Source organism: Pseudolysinimonas sp., assembly GCF_039912695.1.
Lineage (GTDB): Bacteria > Actinomycetota > Actinomycetes > Actinomycetales > Microbacteriaceae > Pseudolysinimonas_A.
In genome coordinates, this window is sequence record NZ_JBDSPJ010000024.1 from 84236 (window position 1) to 106604 (window position 22369).

Genomic DNA, 22369 nt, shown 5'->3' on the forward strand with positions numbered 1-22369 from the left:
CCAGTTTGCGGTGTACTTTTCTTCGGTCGTCGCGACCTTGACGTCCATCAGATGAAGGGCCACGTCGGCATTCGACCCACGTTGATCTTTCAGGGACGGGAGGTCGGGCGATCGCGTCTGCACGTCGCGATGACTACCAGAGTCGAGGACTGGGTGTTCCACGACACCATCGCGGTCGAGGTTAACGGCGCTTCGATGACGCCGATTCAGGCGGCCGAGCTGCTGGCGTCCCGGAGGACCGGCCACGTCGACGTGATCGCGACTGGAGAGGGGGCGCGCCGTGAGTTCGAGTTCGAGTTCGTGCTCGCCGAGGAAGCTGACCTCGAAGGCGTTGATGGGGCTCTTGAGCATCTCATTGCCGGGCGAGTGCTGGACCGCGATGCGATCGCGAGCTTTATTACCCGCAGCCGGCCGTACGCCACGGCAAGCCGCTATCTCGACGGCCTCTCGAACTATCTCTACGGTGTCCTCGCGCGGGAGGACCTGAGTGATCGCGGCGGGGAAGCGGAGGCCTACGAACGCCGCTACGACATCTCGGTACGGATCCTTGGGACCTACGACCGGCGGCCCGCCGAGGCGATCTGCGGTCTCGTCGCTTTCCACTACAACCATTTCAATCACGCGGTCGCCAAGACGAAAAGCTGGTGGGTCTCCGACGTGTCGAAGCGGTTTCTGGGGTTGCTGGAGAAGGTGCCGATCGAGCGCTCGGACCTCTCCGACCGCGCACACTCGACTCTCGACGCAGCGCTGAGCGACACGACGACCCAACGCCTGCTCGCGGTCGGGTCCGTCGCACTCGACGGCTCGTACGCGGCGGTGCTCGACGAGGTGCTGGCCGATGTCGCCGCGCACCGTCCTTCCGATCAGTTGAAGATCAGGATGATAGCCGCCGAGTGCGCGCTCGCGGGCGGTCGATTGGAACAAGCTCGCGCACAGGCCGACGAGCTCCGTCAGTCCGTAGTCGCCGAGGGTTGGTATGCGGAGTTCCGCGCGCGATGCGAGGTGCGTCCATGACCGATCATGCTGTTCCGGCCAAGCCTGTGAAGGGGGCCACTTCGGCCGATGAGCGCCCTAAACCGAACACGCTCGCCGAATTGTTCGAGTCCGCGTACGCCTCGACCGGGCGACTCGGGCTCGCTGCGCGCGATGTGGAGGCGCTGAGCCGAGGCGTACTCGAGCCGTCGGTGGCCGAAGAGGCTGAAATGAGGGTCATCCGGGAACACGCGGCGCGCGACATTCAGTTGCGAGGTCTAGTGAACGCGCTGCAGCCGATCGCGGAGCATCGTCGCAAGGGTAAGGATTCGCTGCGAGATCGCGCCGGCGAACTTGGGGTGGAAGCACTTAGCCAGCACCCCGTGTTCGAGGGATGGGCTGCCGCACTTCGTGATCCCGAGAGCGGGGTCCGCGTCAGCGCCGCCGCCGTCTGGGATCGTGCGAAGTTGGTGAGTTCGGATCTACAATCGCCCGACTCGACTGCGCCGTTGAGCGAGGCTGCGGTGGAGCGTCTTCAGGCGAACTCCGTGACCGCACTAGCTCTCGTGCGGATAGTCCGCGGCGACTGGGATCTCGCAGAGTTCATCGCGCAGCTCTCGGGGACCATCTGGCGCGCGCCAGCGCTCGCCGACGCGCGCGACACTGTGATCGCCGGCGTGCTCACTGGACCGGGTCGTCCAGAACCGCTCGCGGCGCTCGCGAGGGCTCTCGGTCGCGCGGCTGATCAAGCGCGCGCCGCGCTCGGCAAGTCCCAACAGGACGCGGCATTCTCGACCCGACGTGCACTCACTGCGGAGGCGCGAGGGGCCCAGCTGGAAGCCGAAGCGCAGGCTCTCGAGGACAGGATCCGCGCACTCGTTAGCGAACTCGAGGGCACGCGAACACAGGTGAAGGCTGAACGGGAGGCCGGCTCCGTGGCGCGCAGTCATCACGCCGATGACTACGAGGCGCTTCGCACTCGTGTGGTCCGCCAGCTCACCAAGCAGGCTGACCTGCTGGGTGACGGGCTCCATGCGCTCAGAAACGACAGCCTGAGGGTCGCGGATGAGTTCGTCGACCGAGCCCTCGCCGCGATCATCCGAGAAGTCTCCGAGCTCAAAGACATGGAGGGTTGACGATGCCGGTCGGCTTCGATTTCGGCACTACCAACAGCCTCATCTCGGTTGTCTCGGGCGATCGAGTAGTCGACGTCCTCGACTCCGAAGGACGCCCGCACCCTTCGGTCGTCCGCTACGAGGGGGAGAGAGTCGTGGTGGGTCGCGAGGCTCGCAACGAACTAGAAGCCGTCGGCCTTGGCGTGCACGGCAACACTGTGCGGTCGCCGAAGGTCTTCCTCGGCGACGACGTGGTCGAGGTGGGCGGTGTTGAGATGAACCCCGTCGACGTAGTGGCGGATGTGCTCAAGCACGTGAAGGCGGAGTCGCTCAAGTCGCGGCAGGCTGAGCGTCTTGACGGGGTCCAGAGCGCCGTCGTCACGATCCCGGTCACTATGGACGGTCGCCGCCGCAGAGCACTGCGAGAGGCCTACGCGTTGGCGGGAATCTCGGTTGCACAGTTCGTGCACGAGCCGCTCGCGGCGCTCTACGGATACTTGCGAGGAGCCGTCGATTCCGAGGACCTGCGGCGACGGTTCGCCCGTCGCAACGTTCTGGTTGTCGACTGGGGCGGGGGCACGTTAGACCTGACGCTCTGTCGCGTCGAAGCGGCGCGTATCCTCCAGCTGCGGAACGGGGGGACGGATCAGGTTGGCGGGGATCGCTTCGACGAGGTCATCCAGAGCGAAGTCGTCCGGCGCTTCTCGCTCGCGAACGGCATCGGGCCGACCGATCAACCGAGCCTTGATTCCCGACTCCGGCTGCGTCAGGATGCCGAGAACAACAAGATTGAGCTGTCGCAGCGCGGGAGCATCTCGTTCTACCGCCCCGCCTACTTCCCGGAGTCAGGCGCGACCCTCGAGTATGAGCTCGCGCGATCCGAGCTCGAGGAGGTCGTGCGCCCGTTGATTTCCGCCGGCATGTCCGAGATCGACTCGCTGCTGAGCAGCGTTGGCTTTGCGGCCGCGCAAGTCTCGCACGTTGTAGTCGTCGGAGGCATGGCCGCGATGCCCGCAATCCGTAGCCACCTCTACGAGATGTTCGGCCCGGAACGCGTGCACGTGCCCGACAACAGTGCGACCCTCGTCTCACAGGGGGCCGCCTGGATCGCGCACGACGCCCAACGGCTGGTGCTCGCCAAGCCGATCGAGCTCGAACTCGCTCGCGGTGACTACCTTCCCCTCCTAAAGGCGGGCGATGCGATGCCGACGAACCGGGAGATCACACGGAACCGGGTGCACCTCTACTGCGCCGACCCCAGTGACGGAATCGCGAAGTTCGCGTTCGTCTCGCCAACAGAACTCCGCGAGCACCCTCAGGCGAGCAGTCGTCGCACGACGCTGGGCGTTGTGACGGTGCGCGTCGACAAGAAGGCGCCGCCGCTGACCGAGCGACTCGAGCTCGAAGTCAAGATCGACGACGACTTGGTCCTTGAGGTTACCGCGACCTCCGCGCAGGAGGGGGATAGCGATAGCGCAGACTACTACGATCTCGAGTTCGGACTAGGGCTGGGCGAGAACGGGCTTGCCTACTCCGTCGTTGAGGGCGAGTCAGCGGGCGAGCGTGCGACGGCGTCGGCGACCGGTCTGGCGATGAGAGTCAATCTCGCGCAGAATGCCGCAGATCAGGATGCGGTGCCTGGCGATGTGCTCTACCTCCACAGGCCGAGCGCCTTCTCGCCGCCGCCAATGCCGGGCCCGCTAGCCACCAACGCACAGAAGCAGGAGCACCTTTACTACCGCCCGTGCTCGGTGTGCAAGCGCCAGTGGGGCGATCCCGAATGCCGATGCGCGGCCTAGCCGATGGCATCTGAGCAGGTCGTGGCGCTAGTCGTCGACTCGGGTGCCGTCGTCGCGCAGGCCATACGACGCCCGGTTCGCCTGACGCCTGACGGCTACGCAGGGATCGTGTTCGAAGGAGCGGTCTTCCCTCTTTTCGACGGGGACTGGATCGATGTCTCGGGCGCCTCCTGGGAGCCCGAGGACGCGCGAAGATTCCTGATCGCTGGCGCCAAAGTGCCGCATGCGCCGGGCCCAAAGTTCGCAACTTCCGAGCCCTTCGCGGGATATGAAGGGGACTGGCACCTCGAATCAACAAGCCTCGGTCACTACCTGCAGTTCAACGGGCCGGAGCGGATCGCGGTCGAGGTGACCGCCGCTCTCGCCCGGGGCGGGTTGCCAGTTCAGCGGTGGGATGTCAGCTACCGTCCTGCCGAGAACGGTAGGCACTACGACTGGTTTGCGCGGCTGCGGTTTCCAGGCACCCGTGTCGATCTCGTAGAAGCGGTCAGGGCGATCTTCGCGGCGCCCGATGTGCAGCCCGAAATCGAGGTGGCAGGCGATGCGAGCCGAATCGCGGACCTCCAGCAGCGCGTTGAGTCGCTTGCCGAACATGTAGTCGAACTTCAAGCCCGTTTGGAGGTCGCAGATGCGCACGCGGTCGGCCTCCGCTCACGACTCGACATCGAGACGGAGCGCGGCTCGCGGCTCGACTCAATGCTCGAGCGAGCTCTTGAGCACCAGAGGGTTATCGCGGATCGGCTCGCCAGCGTGGGTGGCGTCGAATCAGACGTGTCCCGTTCGAAACTCCTCGCGGCCGAGAGATTAGAGCGAGAGGAGATGCTCGAGTTCGTCCTGGCCGAGAATGCCGAACTCGAGCGTCGGCTCGAGGAGACGGAGACGCGAGCGCGTGTGGACGCTGAGCAGGTCGTTGCGCTCACCTCCGATCTAATCGAGTTGGCCGAGCGAGTCGAGGAGTTGAGCGACGACGACCGGGCGCGCTCCCGGCAGACGGCGGCGGCCCCGCCCCGCGGCGTGGTCGCCTGGGTGCTAAGCAGCTTCCCGCGACTCGAGTTCGTTCTCGATTCGCTCGACGAGCTCGTCGCATTCGAGGCTACCCAGGGCCTCAACCGCGTGCTCGTAGAGATTGATAGCGGCGATTCGGTTGGTCGGGACCTGGAGGGTGTCTTCGGCTGGCGCGAGGTATCAAAGGTCGCGACTGGGATCGCCGGTCGCGAAGATATGGGTCGGGTGTACTACCGGCCCGGCGGCGGACGAGTGCTCGTTTGCGTTCACATCAAGCGGAACGACAAAGAGCAGACGCGCCAGCTCCGGCGCCTCGCCGCTCTCTAGCCAAGGAAGCTACTGTGTGCGAGGTGCTGACCTGACCAACCACTCGGCCACTGGCGGCTTGTCGGATGAAGGGAGGATCTCCGAATGCTGGCCCTGGAAAACGTTGTTGACCGGCGGGACGTTGAACTCGCCACACGTATAGACGAGAAAGCGATCGTGCCAGTCGTTCACGCTGTCGACTCGCCACTCAACTGCAACTCCCTTGAGCTTCATTTCCTCCTTGAACCGCTCATAATCCTTGAAGCGCGGGTCTTGGTCGCGTGCGACCAAGACCCGCTTGACTAGATCTGATCTCGCGCCCACGCGCGAACAAAGTCTTGGTAGAGACCCTGAGTGAGCGCGACCTGCTCTTCAGCCCGACCTATGCCGCCGACCACCTTCTGCGCCACAGTCCAAAGCGACCTTCGGAGTGCCTCGCCTGGCACGATTTCACGCTCATTGAGCACGGCATTTGCGAGGTGCAGCAACGTGACCCTGGAGAAACGCGTGCGGCTAGACGCTTGAATGAGCGAGCCGACGAGGAGAGCGACTACTCCGACTGCAAGTAATAGCCAATTTCCGCCCAAGACGAAAAATCCTCCCACGAGAGTAGTGATTGTTCCGCCGATGACGAGGACCCATGTGATCAAAATTGAGAGAGCGTCAAATACTGCACCAACGGCCGACGCTGCGACCCCCACTGGGTAGCTAGCAAGTCGGCCACCGTTCTGGCCAGCACTTTCGATCGCGATCATGAGTTGGGGAGAGGCTCCAGCTACTGCCGAAATCCCGCCCAACAGGTACTCATCTTCTTTTCGTACCGCCGCTCGACGTGCGGCGCTCGCTAGGGCAGAGACCACGAGCGTTGTGATGACCCAAGCGATCACAACCCACCATGGAGCACCATTGAATGCCTGCACGACCGCCGCTAGCGTGATTACACCTGCAACGAGGCTTCCGACCCGCAAAAGTATCGCGAAAATGGCCATCTGCGTACTACTCCTCTCAGTGTTGTCAATCGCTCGGTGTCAGCGACCTGATCTCGCGTGGAGCGTTGATCTGACGTGGCTTCTTGGAGAGGCGGACGAGGGCCGAACTCACAGAGTTACAGCGAACTCTAGGGCTCGACCGCTAAGTCACGGCCCCATGTCGGCCGGTTCGCCCGGATCGCTTTTGCAGTTGTGGTCGCGAGGGCCGAAGTGCTCAGTCTTCTCAGGGCACCTACCGTCGCCCTCGAACGCGTACCAGGCGCCGGTGCGGTAGAGACCGGTCTGCGCTTCGTCGAGGATCAGCAGCATCCCGCGCTCGCGGAACTTCTCGGGCGGTGCCGCGAAATAGCCGAGCGGGGGTTCGATGATGCCGTCCGACGACAGGATCGGTTCGGCGATGAAAGGTGCGAGCGACCCGGTCGAATGCGCGTGGATCAGCCGGAATGCGGCGTCGATGATGCGCCCGGAGAAGGCGCAGGTCCTCGGGCTGGGGGATTAGGGCTGACGGGTCAGCGCGTCGGCGTCATCAACGACTCGCGCCAACTGTGCAGGGTCGTGCGCGAAGCGGCCCAGGAAGAGGCCGTCGACGGCGCCGTTCAGTTCGGTCAGCAGGCCGGGTCCGGCGGATCCGCCGTAGAGCACGGCCGACCCCGCACGCTCTGACTCCGACAGGCTGGCACGCAGGGCGCCACTCACGGCGGCGATGTGCGACGCCGGGGCGGGCTGCGCTGCTCCGATCGCCCAGCCGGGTTCGTAGGCGACCAACACCCGACCGGTGGGCGCTGCGGCGAGAGCCCGCTCGAGTTGCTCAACCGCCGCCCGGCCAGCGTCGTCGTCGTCGCGCTCGGAACCTCCCACGCAGATCAGCGGCGTGAGCCCGGCCCTCAGTGCGGCGGCGGTCTTCGCGGCGACGATGTCGTCGGTCTCGCCGTAGAGAGCGCGCCGTTCGAGGTGACCGACTTCGGCGATCGTTGCGCCGATCTCGGCGAGTTCCGCCGCGCTCACCTCACCCGTGAACGAGCCCTCATCGGTCGCGGCGACGTCTTGGGCCCCGACTCGGATCGGGGTGTTGCTCAACGCCTCGACCGCATCAGCGATCTGGAGGTAGGTCGGCAGCACGAATAGTTCGACGCGTCCCGTCGCGAGCGCGGGATGCCCGCCCAGGCTCGACGCGACCTCGGCGAACCATTGCCGCGCCCGCGCGTGGCTGAAGTACATTTTGAAGCTCACCCCGACGACGAGCGGGGTCGTCATCAGCAGGAGCCGGTCTGCTCGTACTGATCGATGACGGCCACCTTCTCGGCCGATGCCGACGCGGGGTCGAATCGGTACCCGACCCACTCGGCGACGAGCCGCCGGGCCAATTCGATCCCGATCACCCGCTGACCCATCGTGAGCACTTGCGCGTCGTTCGAGAGCACGCCCCGCTCGACGGAGTAGCTGTCGTGGGCTGTCACCGCGCGGATGCCGGCCACCTTGTTCGCGGCGATCGCGACTCCGAGGCCCGTACCGCAGATCAGCAGCGCGCGGTCGGCTTCGCCCGCCGCGACTCGTTGGGCGGCCTCGATGGCGACCTTCGGATACGGCGTGTGTCCGGAGTCGTCGACTCCGACATCGACCACCGAGGCGACGCCGGAGTTCGCTTCGAGGTCGCGTTTGAGGATCTCTTTGTAGTCGAAGCCCGCGTCGTCACTTCCGACGATGATGCGCAGTGGTTCAGCCATGGTGATCTCCTTCGGGTGCGAGGGTATCGCTGACGGCACTCACGATGAGGGCGAGCGAGTGCGCACCCGGGTCGGCGGTGCCGACGCTCTTCTCGGCGTGTGGCCTGGCGCGGCCGAGGCGGGGCAGCAGGGCAGCGGTCTCGGCCGCCGCGGTCGTCGCCACCCCGGCTGCGGCTCGCCAGGCGTCGCGCAGCGAAGCGCCGGCCTCGATGCGGGCGTCGAGGGTGGCGCTGAACGGAACCAGGGCATCCACCATCGTCTTGTCGCCGACGGTTGCCTTACCGTGGGTCGTCACGGCAAGCAGACCCGCTGCGACGCCGCGCGCGACGGTTCGGGCGTCGGGAGTGCCGACGTCGCCGAGCGATGTCGCGAGGGCGTCGAGAATGAGGCCCCAGAGCACCCCCGAGGTGCCGCCGGCCCGATCCGACCAGGCGTCGGCAGCACGAGTCAGAGTGGACCCCGCTCCCGCTCCCGCGGCTTCCGCCGCCCGGGCCGCGGTGAGCGCCGCGTGGGATCCGCGCTGCATGCCGATACCGTGGTCGCCGTCGCCGGCCACGGCATCCATTCGCCCGAGCTCGTCGGCATGTGTGTCGATGACCTCGGTGATCGCCTCGAGCGCGGCCACGACGAGGGTGGCGGTGTGCTGCGAGTTGTCGTCGGTGGGCGCGAGGGCCGCCGCAGGCTCGGCGGTCGACTCGGTGGTCGTCGACACCGCACGAGCCGCGGGAGACACGGCACCGCGACGGTAGGCGGGGGAGTCGACGGGCGTCGCCCAGAGCGTCTCGAGTTCTTCGTCGGGCCAGAACAGCGTGAGCGATGTGCCCGCCATGTCGAAACTCGTGCAGTACTCGCCGACGTGCGGATCGACGATCTCGAGCCCGGCAGCGTCGAGTAGCTGGGCGATGCGTCGGTAGACGACGAACATCTCCTCGTATTTCAGTGACCCCAACCCGTTCAGCAGGGGGACGACGCGCGTACCGGCACCGGCCGGCGTCTCGTCGAGCAGGCGGGCGACGAGCAACTCAGCCAACTCGTCGGCCGTCGGCACGTCGACCTCGTCGATGCCCGGCTCGCCGTGGATGCCGAGGCCGATCGCCATCCGTCCCGCGGGTACCTCGAACAGTGGGGCGGCGGCGCCGGGCAGCGTGCAGCCGCTGAACGCGACGCCGAATGAGCGGGTACGGTCGTTCGCCCGCGCGGCGATTCGGGCGGTTGCGGCGAGGTCGTACCCGGCTTCGGCGGCGGCGCTCGCGATGCGAAAGACCACGAGGTCGCCCGCGATGCCGCGGCGGCGCTCGAGTTGTGTTGCGGGGGCGCTGAAGATGTCGTCGGTGATGATCACGGTCTGGCACGGGATGCCCTCGGCCCGCAGTCGCTCTTGGGCGGCGTCGAAGTTGAGCACGTCGCCGGCGTAGTTGCCGTAGCTCAGCAACACGCCGCCGCCACGATTCGCAGCCACCGCGACGCTGCGCACCTGCTGAGCCGAGGGTGACGCAAAGAGTTCGCCCATGGCGGCGCCGTGCGCGAGACCCTGACCGACGAGCCCACCGAACGCGGGGTAGTGACCCGAGCCGCCACCGATGACGACGGCGACCTGCCCGTCGGGCACCTCGGTGCTGCGGATGACTCCGCCGCCGACCCGCCGCACCTGGCTGCCGTTGGCCGCGACGAACCCGTCGATCATCTCCGCGACGAAGTCGGCCGGGTCGTTCCACAGTCGAGTCATGCCGACTCCTCTCGGGGGGCGAGGCCGCGCTGAAGGTCTTCGCGGGTCTGGGTCAGGTGCTGCCGCATCGCCGCGGCCGCGCGCAAGGGGTTGCGCGCGATGAGGGCGTCGTAGATCTCTTCGTGCTCGGCGATGAGGTCGTCGATCTGCGGGCCGTGGGCCGCGACGTGTCCCCGCAGGCTCTCGAGACGGCTGGCCGCGAGCGGTTGCTCCATGCCATCCATCAGCAGGTCGAACATCCGGTTTCCGCTCGCCGTTGCGATCCGTGCGTGAAACTGCAGGTCGGCCGCGTTGTAAGCGGTGCCGTCGTGCTTCTCGGAGCGCATCCGGTCCAGCGCCTCGCCGATCGCCGCACGTTCCTCGTCGGTCGCGCGTTCGGCGGCGAGGGCGCTCGCGCTCACCTCGATCGCGAGCCGCAGTTCGAGCAGTTCGAGCAGGGCATTCTGGTCGCGCCGCACGGCCGCCGAGAAGAAGGCGTTGAGCGGCTCAGAGGTGGGATGCGCGACGGTCGAACGTCGACCGCGCTGCACCTGCACGAGTCCGCGGGCGGCGAGAAACTTGATGCCTTCCCGCACCGTCAACCTGTTGATGTCGAGGTCTTCGGCGAGTTCGCCTTCCGAGGGCAGGTCGTCGCCGGCTGCGAGGCCGCCGTCGAGGATGAGGCTTTCGAGATGCCGTACGACGAGGTCGGGGCCGGACTCGGCAACGCGTCCTGTGCTCGCCATCGGGCATCCCTTCTCGCGGAACGGATCGTCGCCGCAGCCGTCCTCGCCAATGATGTCAGATATCAGATAGGGTGGCGAGCGCCCGCGCTGGTGGGCACCCTTCGATGACGAAAGGCTCCGGATGTCATCCCCCTCGCGCTGGACCATCGCCGCCGCGATGCTCAATTTTTCGAGCCAGCAGGATGCCGCCCCCGAGGCGTGGGCGCTGTCGCTCGCGCAGGTTGCCCGCGCCGGTTTCGACTTCGTCGACCCGACCGACAGCTGGCTTCGGGTGGGCGACCTTGAGCCATCACGGCTCGCCGACTTTCAGGCGGTTGTCGCCGCGGCCGGGCTGAGTGTTCCCGCGATCTCGACGGCGCGTCGCAGTGTCATCGACCCCGACGGCGACCTCGACAATCTCGCCTACAGCCACCGCGTGATCGACGCCGCCGCGGCGATCGGAGCGCGCCACGTTTCGGTCAGCCTGATGCGGGGGCTCACGCCGGCGCAACGCGCCGTCACCTGGTTCTGGACGGTGCCGGGCGACATCGACCCCGTCGACGAGTCGCTGTGGTCTCTCGCCGTCACCCGGTTGCGCGAACTCGGGCAGCACGCCGAATCGGTGGGCGTCGACCTCTCGCTCGAGATGTACGAAGACACCTACCTCGGCTCGGCCGAACAAGCGGTGCGACTGCTCACCGAGATCGACTGCCCGGCCGTGTGGCTGAACCCCGACCTCGGCAACCTGGTACGGCGGCAGGGTCCGGTCGAGCACTGGCTCGACATCATGCGCGCGACAGCGCCGCACACGCGGTACTGGCACGTCAAGAACGTCCTGCGTCTCGAAGATCCCGCCAGCGGCACAGTTTTCACGGCGCCGGCACCCATGCCGTCGGGGGTCATCGACTACCGAACGGCCGTTGCGGTGCTTCTCGAAGCGGGCTTCTCGGGGGCGTTCCTCGTCGAGAACTACGGCGGAGACGGCCTCGCCGTCAGCGCCGCCAACCGCGACTACCTGCTCTCGCTGCTGCCTGAGTAGCGACCCGCCCCCTTCAAGAGGAGTCCCCGTGATCGACAACATCCGAACCATCGCCGTCGTTGGCAGCGGCTACATGGGCGGCGGCATCGCCCAGTCGCTCGCGATCGTCGGCTTTCCGGTCGTGATCGCCGACGTCTCGGTGCAGTACGCCGAAGCCGCCCGCGCGCGCCTGATCGACGAGGCCGACCGGTTTGAAGCCAGCGGCGTCTTCCCTGTAGGGGCGGCAGACGCGGTGCGCAAAAACCTCACCGTCGCCCGCGACATCGAGACCGCCGTCGCGCACGTCGACTTCGTGCAGGAGGCGGTTTCAGAGGTCGTCGCGATCAAGCACGAGGTGCTGGCCCGCATCTCGGCGGCCGCATCGCCCGAGGCCATCATCGGCAGCAACACGTCGACGATTCCGGTGAGCGAACTCGATGTCGCCGTCGTCGGACCTGAGCGGTTCCTCAACGTGCACTGGAGCAACCCGGCTCCCTTCGTGCCGGGCGTCGAACTCATCGTCGGGCGGAAAACCGACCGGGCGACCCTCCCAATTGTGAAGCGCATGCTGACCCGAGCCGGCCGGTCGGGCGCCGAAGTCGCCGACGTTCCCGGGTTTGTGCTGAACCGCCTGCAGTACGTGTTGCTCAAAGAGGCAGCGTCGATCGTCGAGGAGGGAGTCGCGAGCATCCAGGACGTCGACACGATCGTGCGCACCACCTTCGGATTTCGACTCGCGTTTTTCGGACCGTTCGCGATCGCCGACATGGCGGGGCTGGATGTCTACGCCAACGGGTTCCACACCTTCGAGGAGGGGTTCGGCCCCCGACTGGCGGCGCCGCAACTGCTACTCGACCAGGTCGCGGCCGGCCGTCACGGGGTGAAGAACGGTGGCGGTTGGACCGGGGATGTCGACGCCGACCGCCTGCGTGCCCTCGAGGACTACCGTGCCCGTGCCTACAGCGCCCTGGTGCGCCTGCGCGCCGACCTCGGGCCGTCGCCGCTCGAAGCAGACGCGGTCGCCCCGGCCGCCACGGAGAGCTGAGCGATGCGCGTTCCGTGTGCGGTGACAGTGCTCGACCCGCGCATGGTGGGCGTGCTCAGCGACTCGAACTTCGCGGTGCCGTTCAGTGACGGCCGGTGGCTTGAAGGCCCGGCCTACTCCGCGCAAGGTCGCTACCTGCTGTTCAGCGACATCCCCAACGACCGCACACTGCGACTCGACGAGATGTCGGGAAAGGTGGCGGTGTTCGACTCGCCGTCGCGTTTCGCGAACGGCCGAACCTTCGACCGCAACGGGCGGGCGGTCACCTGCCTGCACGGCGACCGCGCCGTCGTGCGCCGCGAGCACGACGGAACCGAGACGCTCATCGCCGCCGAGTACGCGGGCCGTCGGCTCAACAGCCCCAACGACGTCGTCGTCGACTCGCGCGGAGACATCTGGTTCACCGACCCGACCTACGGAATCGTCAGCGACTACGAGGGCCACGCGGCCGAGCCCGAGCAGCCCGTGCGCGGGCTGTACCGCTGGCACGACGCTGACGGCACCCTCGAACTCGTCACCGGCGACTTCGATCAGCCCAACGGCCTCGCCTTCACCCCCGACGAGAGCTCGCTGTACGTCGTCGACAGCGGTCGCGGCTCGATCACCGAACTCCCGCTGACCGGCGACAGGGTGCCGCGAGTCGTCGTCGCGGGCGACTACCGGTTCGATGGCATCCGCGTTGACCCCGAGGGGCGTATCTGGGCGGCAACCGTGCGCGGAGTAAGTTGCTTCGACGCGGACGGGGTCGAGATGCTGCAGATCGCCGTACCCGAGCGGGTGTCGAACCTCACCTTCGGCGGCCGGCAGGGCAATGTGCTCTACCTCACCGCGACGACGTCGCTGTATGCGGTGCGCACCTCGATCACCGGGCGCTGAGCCGCGGTCGGCGGCATCCCGGCGGGGGCCTGAGAGGATCTACCCATGACCACACCCGGCGCTACCTGGGCACGCACGCACCTGTTCGGCGCCCAAGATCTCATCGAAGCGACCACGGTGGATGAGGTGGTCGCCGCCCTGCAGACGGCCGGCCCGGTGCGCGCTCTCGGCACCCGACACTCGTTCAATGACCTCGCTGACACGTCGGGCACCCTCGTCAGCGTGACCGGCATCCCGATGGATGCCGTGCTCGACGAAACCCGTCGCGAGGTCACCGTGGGCGGCGGCACTCGGTACGGCGTTCTCGCCCGCTGGCTGGAAGACCGCGGCTGGGCGCTGCACAACCTCGGCTCACTGCCGCACATCTCCATCGCGGGCGCGATCGCCACCGGCACCCACGGGTCGGGGCACGGCAACGGCAACCTCGCGACCGCCGTGCGTGCGCTCGAACTCGTGGATGCGACCGGGGCGCTCGTGCGGGTCGGGCAGGACGACCCCGACTTCGCCGCAATCGTCGTCGGGTTGGGTGCGGTCGGCATCGTCACCCGGGTCACCCTGGCGATCGAACCGAGTTACCGGATGCGGCAAGACGTCTACGCGGGACTCACCTGGGATACGTTCCTGGCCGACACCGACGCGGTGACCGGATCCGCGTACAGCGTGAGCGTCTTCACGACCTGGGACGGCGACATCGTCGGCGACGTGTGGCGCAAGTCGCGGCTGGATGCCGACCCGGAGCGGGCAGACCCGGACCTTCCCGCGGAGTGGTTCGGCGCGCGATGGCAGGACGCGACCCGTGAACTGGTCGGCTCGACCGAGAACCTCACCACGCAGCTCGGGACGCCCGGCGCCTGGGCCGACCGGCTGACGCACTTTCGCCTCGACAGTGTGCCGAGCAACGGCGACGAGATCCAGAGCGAGTACTTCATCGCGCGCGCCGACGCCCGCCCGGCACTTGAGGCGGTGCGGGCACTCAGCTCGCGGGTGACCCCGCACCTCATGGTCACCGAACTTCGCACGATCGCCGCCGACCAGCTCTGGCTGAGCGGGGCGTACGAGCGTGACGCCCTCGCCATCCACTTCACCTGGCTCAACCACCCGGATGCCGTTCGCGAACTGCTGCCCGAAATCGAGCGGGTGCTCGCGCCGTTCGACCCGCGTCCGCACTGGGGCAAGTGGCACAGCATGGACCGGTCGCTCATCGAACGCACCGTGCCGCGCCTGGCCGACGCCCGAGCGGTGTTCGAGCGCCGTGACCCGGAAGGGCGGTTCGCGAACGCGCACCTTCGCGCGCTCGGCGTGCGCTAGGGCTCTTCCACCCTGTCGGTGCCCGTGGGTAGCGTCGCCCCATGGCGATTGACCCAGGAACGCTCGACTGGCTTCTCGACTCCGACCCCGCGTTGCGCTGGCAGGTCGAACGTGATCTCGCGGCAGAATCGCCCGAAGTGTGGCAGGCCACGCGTGCGCGGGTCGCGACCGAGGGGTTCGGGGCGCGGCTGCTCGCGCTTCAGGATGCCGACGGCCAGTGGGCGGGCGGCTCCTACTTTCCGGCGGGCTACTTTGACAGCCCCGAGAAAGATGAGCCCGGTCAACCGTGGAACGCGACGACTTGGAGCCTCAATTCGTTGCGCGAATGGGGGATGCCGGCGGAGGCGCTCGGTGACACCGCGGCGAAACTCGCGCTCAACAGCCGATGGGACTACAACGACGGGCCGTATTGGGAAGGCGAGGTGGATGTCTGCATCAACGCTTTCACCCTCGGCAACGGCGCCTGGTTGGGGGCGGATGTCTCGACGCTCGTGACGTGGTTTCCCGAACACCGGATGTCTGACGGTGGCTGGAACTGTGAGGCCGAGGAGGGTTCCGGCTCGACCCGCTCGTCGGTGAATTCGACGTTGAACGCGGTGCGCGGCATCCTCGATTACGAGCGTCGTACGGGGGGTAGCGGCGCGGGGGACACGAGTCTCCGCGAGGCGCGGGCCACCGGCGAGGAGTACCTGCTCTCCCGGCTGCTGCGCAAAGTGTCGACCGGCGAAGAGGTGGTCCGGGGCGTGCGGGCGCTCGCCTATCCATTCCGTCACCACCACACGGTGCTTCGCTCGGCCGATCACTTCCGTCGCGCCTCCCTGCATGACGGCACCGCTCCCGACGCTCGGCTCGAGGAGACGATCGAGATCATCCGTGCGAGACGTCAACCCGACAGCACGTTTCTGCAGGACTACCGCTATCCGGGTCGGATGTGGTTCGAGGTCGACGTGCCCGAGGGTGAGCCGTCGAAGTGGGTTACGTTCTACGCGACCCGTGTGCTCGATTGGTGGGACGCGACGCGCTGAGTCACCCATCTGCATATCCCCCATCTCCACACCGACTGGACGCCCTCATGACCGGCCTGTTTCCTGAGTTCCGCTACGGCGGGGACTACAACCCCGAGCAATGGCCCGAAGAGGTGTGGGACGACGACGTGCGACTGATGCGCGGCGCGGCGGTGACGACGGCGACGGTCGGAGTGTTCAGTTGGGCGCGCCTCGAGCCGCGTCCGGGCGAGTTCGACTTCGGCTGGCTCGACCGCGTGCTCGCCAAACTGGATGCCGGCGGCATCCGCGTGATGATGGCGACCGCGACCGCGTCACCGCCCGCGTGGCTCGCGGTGCGGTACCCCGAGACGCTGCCGGTCGACGAGCGTGGCGTGCGGCTCGGCTTCGGATCCCGCCAGCAGTACTCACCCAACTCGTCGGTGTATCGCGAGCACGCGTCACGGCTGGTGCGGGCGATCGCCGAGCGCTATCGCGGGCATCCCGCAATCGAGGCGTGGCACGTCAACAACGAGCTCGGCTGCCACGTCGTGCACTCTTACGACCCCGAGTCGGTCGCGGCTTTCCGTGCCTGGCTCGAGACCCGATACGGCACGATCGACGAACTCAACCGGGCGTGGGGCACGGCCTTCTGGTCGCAGCGCTACGACTCGTTTGCCGAAGTCGACGCCCCGCGGGCGATGCCCAGTTTCACCAACCCCACCCACTCGCTCGACTGGCGGCGGTTCGGTTCCTGGTCGCTGCTGGAGCTCTATCTCATGGAGCGCGACATCCTGCGTGAGGTGGCACCCGGCCTGCCGATCACCACAAATCTGATGGGGTTCTTTCCCGGCGCCGACTACTGGGAGTGGGCGCCGGAACTCGACTTCATCAGCGACGACGCCTACCCCGACCCGACCGACCCCGACGCGTACGTGACGCTGGCAGCGCAGCGCGACCTGACGCGCAGCCTCGGCGGCGGGCGACCGTGGCTGCTCATGGAGCAGTCGCCGAGCGCCGTGAACTGGCGCGACCGCAACGCGCGTAAGCAGCCCGGGCAGCACCGTGCTCATAGTTTCAACGCGGTAGCGCGGGGCGCGGACGGCATCCTGCACTTCCAGTGGCGGCAGGCGGCGGCCGGGGCCGAGAAGTTCCACGCGGCGATGGTGCCGCACGGCGGCGAACACACGCGCATCCATCGGGAGGCTCGAGAGCTGGGTGCCGAACTCGCCGAGCTGTCGGCCACCGACGTGCTCGGCGCGGCTGTGCCGGCTCGCGTTGCGATCGTCTTCGACTGGGAGTCGTGGTGGGCGCTCGCCCAACAGGCGGTACCGACCCGAATCGACTACCCGGCCGTCGTGCTCGAGTGGTACGCCGCCCTGCTGCGGCGCGGCGTCACCGTCGACTTCACGCGAGCCGGGGCGGATCACGCCGGCTACGACATCGTCATCGCGCCCGCGCTTCAGGTCGCCTCCCGTGCTGACCTCGACGGCCTCGCGGCTGTCGCCGATCGCGGCGCGCAGCTCGTCGTGGGCTACCAGACCGGCATCCTCGACCGTGACCTGCACGCCTACCTGGGCGGTTACCTCGGGGGAGAGGGCAGTGCGTTGCAGCACGCCCTCGGAGTCTCGGTCGAAGAGTTCGCCCCGCTCGCTGCCGGTCAGACCGCCGTGCTCGACGACGGCACGACCGTGACCGACTGGCAGGAAGTCGTGCAGGTCGCGGATGCCGAGGTCGTTGCGCGATTCGCCACCGGCCCGGTAACCGGGGGTCCCGCGATCACCCGGCACGGCTCGGCGTGGTACGTCGCGACCCAGCCCGACTCCGCGAGGCTGGATGCCCTCATCGACCAGATCCTCGTCGCTGCCGGCGTCGATGCGTCGTTCCCGGCGCCGGTCAGCGGTGTCGAGACGGTCGTGCGGGGCTCCACCCGGTTCGTGATCAACCACAGCCCCGACGCGCGAACTGTCGAGGTCGCGGGTCAGCAGGTCGACCTGGACTCGTTCGGCGTCGCGCGGCTTACGGCGTGACCTGAGTCGCCGGCTCCGGGCGATGCACGCCCCGCGGTCGGTAGCCCAGGGCGTCGCCGACGCCGGCCAGCTCGGCGAGATACCAGACGGTGGCGAGCCACATTTCGGTGCCCTGGAGCCCCGGCTCGCTCGCTGGCGACCCGGCACTCGGGGCGTGGAATCCGAAGCCCGCCCCAGCAGTCCAGTGGCTGAGTGCGTCATCGAGCAGAGTGCGGGCCACGGCGCCGACCTCCTCGGCGCGATACCCGGTGTGGCGGGTGAGCCAGAGCGGGTGGGCGACGTCGAGGACGTTGCAGGCATTCTGCGCCGCGGGCTCGAAGAAGCGGCGGTCGCGGGCGTGCCGCAGCACGGTGTCGATGACGGCCTCCGGGTACGGCACCGGCAGACCCGATTGGGCGAAGGTGCCGCGTGAGGCGCGGTAGAAACCGTTGACGATCTGCAACAGCCCCTCGTCCGCTGTCGGGCGGCCCCACATCCCGGTGGCGGGGTCGACGTGGGTGATCAGCCACCCGAACAGCGCCTCACGGGTCCCGATGGGGATGTCGTCACCGCGGCGGGCGCTCCAGTGCAGTGCGGTGCCGAGGATGTCGACCCAGTGCCCGGCATGCCACGCACCGTCGGCCCAGGGCAACGCGTCGACGAACGTGGTCAGCGCGTCGGGCGTCAGCTCGGTCACGAGCCGCAATGGTTCGGCAAACTGAGCGCCGAGCAGGTCGAGGGCGTAGCCGACGCTCAGCACGTGATAGTCGACATCCGGATCGCCCGTGACGCTATTGGGCTGCCCGAGCTCCGGCACCTCGCCCGTTGCGGCATCCTGCCAGCCACGCAACCGCTCGATTTGTGCGACGGCGGGGAGTTGCGGCGGCGCGGTTCCGAGCAACAGGTCGGCAATCTCGATGGTGTCACACTGTGCTCGCACGGTGGGTGGCGTGCCGGGCCGATCGAGGAACAGCTCGCGGTCGGCATCCCAGGATCGATTCAGGATGTCGCCGACCGCTGCTCGGGCGCGGTCCCCGAACTGCGCGACGCATTCGGCGAGATCATGCGCGGCAACCGAAGCGCCCCCGGCCGGCGGGATGCGCCAGCGCAGGACGCGCGCCGGGTTGCTGGCGACAATCGCGCCAGCCTCGACGTTCTTCGTCACGATCGCCCCGGCGGCGAGCACCGTGTGGTCGCCGACGTCGACCCCGTCGAGGATGACGACGTGCGAGCCGATCCAGACGTCGTGGCCGATCGTGATTCCGCGCGATGCGAGGGGCTGGCGAAAGACCGGCAGATCGGGGTCAGCCATCGTGTGAGTGAAACCGAGGATCGACGTGTGGGCGCCGATGCGCACGCCGTCGCCCAGCACCACTCGGCCGCGCACGACCGTGTAGGGGTTCATGCTCACGTCGTTGCCGACCCGGATGTCGCCGGTGAGATAGGCGCCTGCCGCGATGTAGCTGCGGTCCCCCATCCGCAGGACCTCGGTATGCACTGACGCCAACTCGGAGACGAAGCAGTCGGTGCCAAGTGTCGCGTCGGGGAGGGTGGCGATCAGCTGCTGTTGGATCGCTCGCTGCGCAGCCTGGGCGGTGTCGTCGGCCTCGGCCCAGAAGTCCCACGGTGAGTGTTCGAAACGGCCGATCACTCGGCAGCCCCCGTCACTCGGCAGCCCCACTCACTCGGCTGCCCCACTCACTCGGCGGCCCGACGCCGTTCGCCTACGGGGCGAGGTGGGGCCGTCGACGCGCGGACCTGAAGACTCGGGTTAACCAGGATGCGCGACAGCGGTCGATCGGGGTCGGCGATCCGTTTGATCAACAGATCGGCGGCCGCATGCCCGACGGCGCCGCGCGGCGGACTGACCGCGGTGAGGGCCGGCGTGAAGAGCTCGGCGATCTCATCGTCATAGGCGACGATCGACAGGTCGCCCGGCACCGAGATCCCGCGGTTCAGTGCGACGTCGATGAGCGCCATCGCTTCGGGGTCGGAGTGCACCAGAAGCGCTGTCAGATCGCTGTTCAGCGCGTCGTCGAGGGTGCTGTCAACACTCGCCGAGAAGGCGGGGCTGCGTCGGTCGGGCAAGAGTGGCTCGAACCCGCTTGTGGTCATCAGACCCAGCTCGGCGCACGCCTCGTGCCACCCGTCGGCGATCTTGCGCGACGTCGGAGAATTACGCGACATCACCAGACCGACGCGCCGATGGCCGAGGGCGGCAAGATGGCGGGCCGCCAGCACGGCTCCGAGGGTGTGATCGGTGCGCACCGATTCGACCGGTTCGTGCCCCGGAAGCACGACAGCATCCCGCTCGACCAGCACGCTCGGGCGACCGCATTCGGCCAGCCACTGGATCACGTCTTGAGCGTGTTCCGTGTCGGTATTCGGCGCGAGGATGAAGCCGCTGACATTTTCGCCACGGATCAGTCGCTCGAGCACCGGTCGCTCGTCTTGCAGTTCGTACGACGCGCCCCGCAGAACGACCCCGAAGCCCTGCCGACGCGCCTCGGCTTCGATCCCGCGCACGACGCCAGGCCAGTAGTAGTCGAGCGATGGCACGAGCACCGCGATCGTGCCGGTCACCGTCGGCGGGTCGTCGGGGGGTCGCCCACTGGGTCCTGCCGGGAGGGCGACGGCCCCGCCGTGCACCCGCTGGAGGAGCCCCTCGCGTTCAAGTTGGGCGAGGTCGCGCCGGAGGGTGACCGGTGTCACGCGAAGTTCGTCGGTGAGCAGAGAGATGCGGATCGCGCCATCCCGCGCGAGCGCGTCGAGCAGGTGCGCTCGCCGGGCGTGCGCGAATGCCGCCGTTTGGATCGGGTCGCTCATGAGGGGTCTCCGCTGTTTGCTGGGTCAAGTTCTACCGTGATGCCGAGCTCGGCGCGAGAGGTCACGTCGATGTCGACGCGATGCAGGGTCGCGCCCCACACCGCGGACAGCAACGGATCGTCGAGGGCGCGGGTGACGAGCGACGCGGGCGCGTCGGGCGACCACGTCACGACGACGGCGGGAGCGTTCTCGAGCGGGATGATTCGGAGTCGACCGGGGTCCAGCTGCACGGCCCCGGCAACGAGCAGCCGAACGGTCGTCGCGGGCTCCTCGCCAGCGCCATTCCACGGATCGAGCGTCCAGGTGTCGTTGATCACGACCCGCGCCGCCGTGCCGCGCTCGAGTCGAACCGCGCGATGCCACGCACTGAGGCCTGCTACCGCGTACGTCGCAGCCAGGTCGAGCTCGAGGCCGGCGACGTCGGCGGTGAGCATGCTGTCGACGTCGCCGGCGGCGAACTCGACACCTGCGCGCTGTGCCGTACCGCGCACCTCCGGCACGTTGTGCCACGAGCTCTGCATCGTCCAGATGTCGTAGCGATCGGGGCCGAAAGTCGCGGCGGTGTAGGTCGGGCGGCCGGCATCCACGATCACCGGTACGCCGTCGGACGCGACGATGAACGATCCGACGTCGTTGTGGTTGTGGTTCTCGCCGTTGTGTCCGCCCTTGACGGCGAGGGCGAGCCCTCGTGCGGTGCCCGCCGTTTCCCGTGCCACCAGCACCTGAGTGGAGGGTGACCATGAGGTCGCGGGGAGCGAGGACGCGCCGGGGGTCGCCGTGATCCACGACGGGTCGGTGATGGCGCGCAACAGCCGTCCGAGTCCCGCCGTCTCGGATGCGACAGGGCTCCCAGGCGCCCGGTGCGAGGTCGCGTGGTCGCGTGCCGCGTCGTCGTCGAACCGCACCGCCGCGCGGTAGAGCGCATGCCACGGCTGATCACTCGACGGCTTCGCTTGGCTGTCGGCGAAGTTCACGTACCAGTCGCCCCCGAGCTGCATCCGGTGGGGAAATCCGACGGTGGCGCGCAACGCCGGGATCGAGGTGGCATCGAGGCGCCCGTCGGTCGCGTGATTTAGGATGTCGAGCGCTTCGAGGGCTCGACAGGCACCGTTCCACCAGTAGCCGTAACCCTCGTCGATGGCGCCGTCGTCGGGCAGAGCGGCGACGTAACGGTCGATTCCCTCGACGGTGAGGGCGACGATCGCCGCACGTTCGACCGGGTCGTCAAGCAGACGCAGGGCGGCGACGAGGAGGTTGCTGTGGATCCAGGGGTTCCAGTTGTGCACGTTGCCGTCGAGTCCCAGCCAGTGCCAATCACGCCGGTTGATGAAGGGCTGCCACACCCGGACGCGAGCCTCGTGTCGGACGCGAGCGCGGATTCCCGGATAGCGCTCGTCGAGATTGTCGCCCAGCAGCTGGTCGACCCAGGCGAGTTGCCCGACGACTTCGCCGACACCGAGGTCGAGGAACGGGTCGGTTACGTCGGGCAGCACACTGCCGGTGCGGCGATGGATGTCGTCGTGCGCCGGCCAGCACCAGGAACTCTGTTCGCACAGCAGCCACACCCCGTCAGCGACCTCGTCGAGATACCGGTCGTCGAGGGTCACTGCCGCAGCGACCGCGGCCCGGCTGAGGCGGTGTTGACGGGCGAAGGCCTGTTGCTCCCAGCCGTCGCGGTCACCGTCGAGGTGGATGCGCAGCGCGGCGCTCGCGAGCGGCTGAGGCCAGGGGGTGCCCAGGTCGCGCTCGGCTCGGGCCGTCAGCGCTCGCGCCGTGTCGGCGTCGGTCATGCCCTTCGGCAGCTCCCACACCGTGCGATCGGTGGCGGGTGCGACCGGCAGGGCCGTTGCGGGCGGTCGGAGCGCGGCGACTAGTGCAGCGGCCAGATTGTCGGCCGTGGTTCCCAGCTGCAGCGCGTATTTCTCGGTGAGAGAGCCGCCGTTGGTCACAAAACGATCATAACT

At 67.9% G+C, this 22369-nt stretch carries 21 protein-coding genes; 12 read left to right on the forward strand and 9 right to left on the reverse strand.

Features of this window, described 5'->3' with window-relative positions; translation table 11 throughout:
• The first annotated feature begins 129 nt into the window (after positions 1-129).
• The 5 genes from ABIR17_RS11960 (at position 130) to ABIR17_RS11980 (ending at position 5503) form a co-directional block, all read left to right on the forward strand.
• Positions 130-1014 carry a hypothetical protein gene (locus ABIR17_RS11960; RefSeq protein ID WP_348004626.1) on the forward strand — a complete coding sequence of 295 codons (885 nt, stop codon included), beginning with the start codon at positions 130-132 and terminating at the stop codon, positions 1012-1014.
• Positions 1011-2108, forward strand: coding sequence for a hypothetical protein (locus ABIR17_RS11965; protein WP_348004627.1), 1098 nt, complete (start codon positions 1011-1013; stop codon positions 2106-2108). The genes ABIR17_RS11960 and ABIR17_RS11965 overlap by 4 nt, the downstream gene beginning before the upstream one ends.
• Before the next feature lie 2 nt (positions 2109-2110).
• Complete coding sequence (locus ABIR17_RS11970) at positions 2111-3886, forward strand: Hsp70 family protein (RefSeq protein ID WP_348004801.1); 1776 nt, start codon at positions 2111-2113, stop codon at positions 3884-3886.
• A 3-nt stretch (positions 3887-3889) separates the two neighbouring features.
• Positions 3890-5218 carry a hypothetical protein gene (locus tag ABIR17_RS11975; RefSeq protein ID WP_348004628.1) on the forward strand — a complete coding sequence of 443 codons (1329 nt, stop codon included), beginning with the start codon at positions 3890-3892 and terminating at the stop codon, positions 5216-5218.
• An 84-nt stretch (positions 5219-5302) separates the two neighbouring features.
• Positions 5303-5503, forward strand: a complete 201-nt coding sequence (locus tag ABIR17_RS11980; protein WP_348004629.1) for a hypothetical protein — start codon at positions 5303-5305, stop codon at positions 5501-5503.
• Here the strand turns inward: ABIR17_RS11980 and ABIR17_RS11985 are convergent.
• Positions 5500-6186, reverse strand: coding sequence for a hypothetical protein (locus ABIR17_RS11985; RefSeq protein ID WP_348004630.1), 687 nt, complete (start codon positions 6184-6186; stop codon positions 5500-5502). The two genes, ABIR17_RS11980 and ABIR17_RS11985, sit on opposite strands and share 4 nt — an antisense overlap.
• 147 nt (positions 6187-6333) lie before the next feature.
• Complete coding sequence (locus ABIR17_RS11990) at positions 6334-6585, reverse strand: aminotransferase class III-fold pyridoxal phosphate-dependent enzyme (RefSeq protein ID WP_348004802.1); 252 nt, start codon at positions 6583-6585, stop codon at positions 6334-6336.
• Between ABIR17_RS11990 and ABIR17_RS11995 the strand changes: the two genes are divergently transcribed.
• A complete protein-coding gene (locus tag ABIR17_RS11995; protein ID WP_348004631.1) occupies positions 6554-6685 on the forward strand; it encodes a hypothetical protein in 132 nt (43 codons plus the stop codon). The two genes, ABIR17_RS11990 and ABIR17_RS11995, sit on opposite strands and share 32 nt — an antisense overlap.
• Here the strand turns inward: ABIR17_RS11995 and ABIR17_RS12000 are convergent.
• The 4 genes from ABIR17_RS12000 to ABIR17_RS12015 are packed head-to-tail and all read right to left on the reverse strand — an operon-like array spanning position 6682 to position 10361.
• Positions 6682-7440 carry a triose-phosphate isomerase family protein gene (locus ABIR17_RS12000; protein ID WP_348004632.1) on the reverse strand — a complete coding sequence of 253 codons (759 nt, stop codon included), beginning with the start codon at positions 7438-7440 and terminating at the stop codon, positions 6682-6684. The genes ABIR17_RS11995 and ABIR17_RS12000 overlap by 4 nt on opposite strands.
• Positions 7440-7910, reverse strand: a complete 471-nt coding sequence (locus ABIR17_RS12005; protein ID WP_348004633.1) for a ribose-5-phosphate isomerase — start codon at positions 7908-7910, stop codon at positions 7440-7442. The genes ABIR17_RS12000 and ABIR17_RS12005 overlap by 1 nt, the downstream gene beginning before the upstream one ends.
• Positions 7903-9636, reverse strand: a complete 1734-nt coding sequence (locus tag ABIR17_RS12010) for a dihydroxyacetone kinase family protein (protein ID WP_348004634.1) — start codon at positions 9634-9636, stop codon at positions 7903-7905. Before ABIR17_RS12010 ends, ABIR17_RS12005 begins: the two co-directional genes overlap by 8 nt.
• Positions 9633-10361 carry a FadR/GntR family transcriptional regulator gene (locus tag ABIR17_RS12015; RefSeq protein ID WP_348004635.1) on the reverse strand — a complete coding sequence of 243 codons (729 nt, stop codon included), beginning with the start codon at positions 10359-10361 and terminating at the stop codon, positions 9633-9635. Before ABIR17_RS12015 ends, ABIR17_RS12010 begins: the two co-directional genes overlap by 4 nt.
• A gap of 121 nt (positions 10362-10482) precedes the next feature.
• On the opposite strand from ABIR17_RS12015, the gene ABIR17_RS12020 reads away from it, so the two are divergent.
• From ABIR17_RS12020 to ABIR17_RS12045, 6 genes are read left to right on the forward strand one after another with little or no spacing between them, the layout of a single operon-like run.
• Positions 10483-11379, forward strand: a complete 897-nt coding sequence (locus tag ABIR17_RS12020) for a sugar phosphate isomerase/epimerase family protein (RefSeq protein ID WP_348004636.1) — start codon at positions 10483-10485, stop codon at positions 11377-11379.
• A gap of 28 nt (positions 11380-11407) precedes the next feature.
• Entirely contained in the window at positions 11408-12403 is a 996-nt protein-coding gene (locus tag ABIR17_RS12025) for a 3-hydroxyacyl-CoA dehydrogenase family protein (protein ID WP_348004637.1), read from the forward strand.
• A gap of 3 nt (positions 12404-12406) precedes the next feature.
• Entirely contained in the window at positions 12407-13279 is an 873-nt protein-coding gene (locus ABIR17_RS12030) for an SMP-30/gluconolactonase/LRE family protein (RefSeq protein WP_348004638.1), read from the forward strand.
• Positions 13280-13324: 45 nt separating this feature from the next.
• Entirely contained in the window at positions 13325-14587 is a 1263-nt protein-coding gene (locus tag ABIR17_RS12035; RefSeq protein WP_348004639.1) for an FAD-binding protein, read from the forward strand.
• Between the two features lie 41 nt (positions 14588-14628).
• Positions 14629-15612: a squalene cyclase gene (locus tag ABIR17_RS12040; RefSeq protein ID WP_348004640.1), complete on the forward strand. Its 984-nt coding sequence runs from the start codon at positions 14629-14631 to the stop codon at positions 15610-15612.
• A gap of 47 nt (positions 15613-15659) precedes the next feature.
• A complete protein-coding gene (locus ABIR17_RS12045; RefSeq protein ID WP_348004641.1) occupies positions 15660-17600 on the forward strand; it encodes a beta-galactosidase in 1941 nt (646 codons plus the stop codon).
• Here the strand turns inward: ABIR17_RS12045 and ABIR17_RS12050 are convergent.
• From ABIR17_RS12050 to ABIR17_RS12060, 3 genes are read right to left on the reverse strand one after another with little or no spacing between them, the layout of a single operon-like run.
• Positions 17590-19230 (reverse strand): acyltransferase, encoded by a 1641-nt coding sequence (locus ABIR17_RS12050; protein ID WP_348004642.1) that lies wholly within the window; start codon positions 19228-19230, stop codon positions 17590-17592. The two genes, ABIR17_RS12045 and ABIR17_RS12050, sit on opposite strands and share 11 nt — an antisense overlap.
• Positions 19231-19277: 47 nt before the next feature.
• A complete protein-coding gene (locus ABIR17_RS12055; protein ID WP_348004643.1) occupies positions 19278-20405 on the reverse strand; it encodes a substrate-binding domain-containing protein in 1128 nt (375 codons plus the stop codon).
• Complete coding sequence (locus ABIR17_RS12060) at positions 20402-22354, reverse strand: heparinase II/III family protein (RefSeq protein WP_348004644.1); 1953 nt, start codon at positions 22352-22354, stop codon at positions 20402-20404. The genes ABIR17_RS12055 and ABIR17_RS12060 overlap by 4 nt, the downstream gene beginning before the upstream one ends.
• Between the last annotated feature and the right edge of the window lie 15 nt (positions 22355-22369).

Coding starts and splice junctions, on each gene's coding strand:
- ABIR17_RS12020 (WP_348004636.1), top strand. CDS start 10,483: ATGTCATCCCCCTCGCGCTGGACCATCGCCGCCGCGATGCTCAATTTT.
- ABIR17_RS12005 (WP_348004633.1), bottom strand. CDS start 7,910: ATGGCTGAACCACTGCGCATCATCGTCGGAAGTGACGACGCGGGCTTC.
- ABIR17_RS11965 (WP_348004627.1), top strand. CDS start 1,011: ATGACCGATCATGCTGTTCCGGCCAAGCCTGTGAAGGGGGCCACTTCG.
- ABIR17_RS11995 (WP_348004631.1), top strand. CDS start 6,554: ATGCCGTCCGACGACAGGATCGGTTCGGCGATGAAAGGTGCGAGCGAC.
- ABIR17_RS12010 (WP_348004634.1), bottom strand. CDS start 9,636: ATGACTCGACTGTGGAACGACCCGGCCGACTTCGTCGCGGAGATGATC.
- ABIR17_RS11975 (WP_348004628.1), top strand. CDS start 3,890: ATGGCATCTGAGCAGGTCGTGGCGCTAGTCGTCGACTCGGGTGCCGTC.
- ABIR17_RS11970 (WP_348004801.1), top strand. CDS start 2,111: ATGCCGGTCGGCTTCGATTTCGGCACTACCAACAGCCTCATCTCGGTT.
- ABIR17_RS11985 (WP_348004630.1), bottom strand. CDS start 6,186: ATGGCCATTTTCGCGATACTTTTGCGGGTCGGAAGCCTCGTTGCAGGT.
- ABIR17_RS12000 (WP_348004632.1), bottom strand. CDS start 7,440: ATGACGACCCCGCTCGTCGTCGGGGTGAGCTTCAAAATGTACTTCAGC.
- ABIR17_RS11960 (WP_348004626.1), top strand. CDS start 130: ATGACTACCAGAGTCGAGGACTGGGTGTTCCACGACACCATCGCGGTC.
- ABIR17_RS12040 (WP_348004640.1), top strand. CDS start 14,629: ATGGCGATTGACCCAGGAACGCTCGACTGGCTTCTCGACTCCGACCCC.
- ABIR17_RS12015 (WP_348004635.1), bottom strand. CDS start 10,361: ATGGCGAGCACAGGACGCGTTGCCGAGTCCGGCCCCGACCTCGTCGTA.
- ABIR17_RS12045 (WP_348004641.1), top strand. CDS start 15,660: ATGACCGGCCTGTTTCCTGAGTTCCGCTACGGCGGGGACTACAACCCC.
- ABIR17_RS12055 (WP_348004643.1), bottom strand. CDS start 20,405: ATGAGCGACCCGATCCAAACGGCGGCATTCGCGCACGCCCGGCGAGCG.
- ABIR17_RS12030 (WP_348004638.1), top strand. CDS start 12,407: ATGCGCGTTCCGTGTGCGGTGACAGTGCTCGACCCGCGCATGGTGGGC.
- ABIR17_RS11980 (WP_348004629.1), top strand. CDS start 5,303: ATGCTGGCCCTGGAAAACGTTGTTGACCGGCGGGACGTTGAACTCGCC.
- ABIR17_RS12035 (WP_348004639.1), top strand. CDS start 13,325: ATGACCACACCCGGCGCTACCTGGGCACGCACGCACCTGTTCGGCGCC.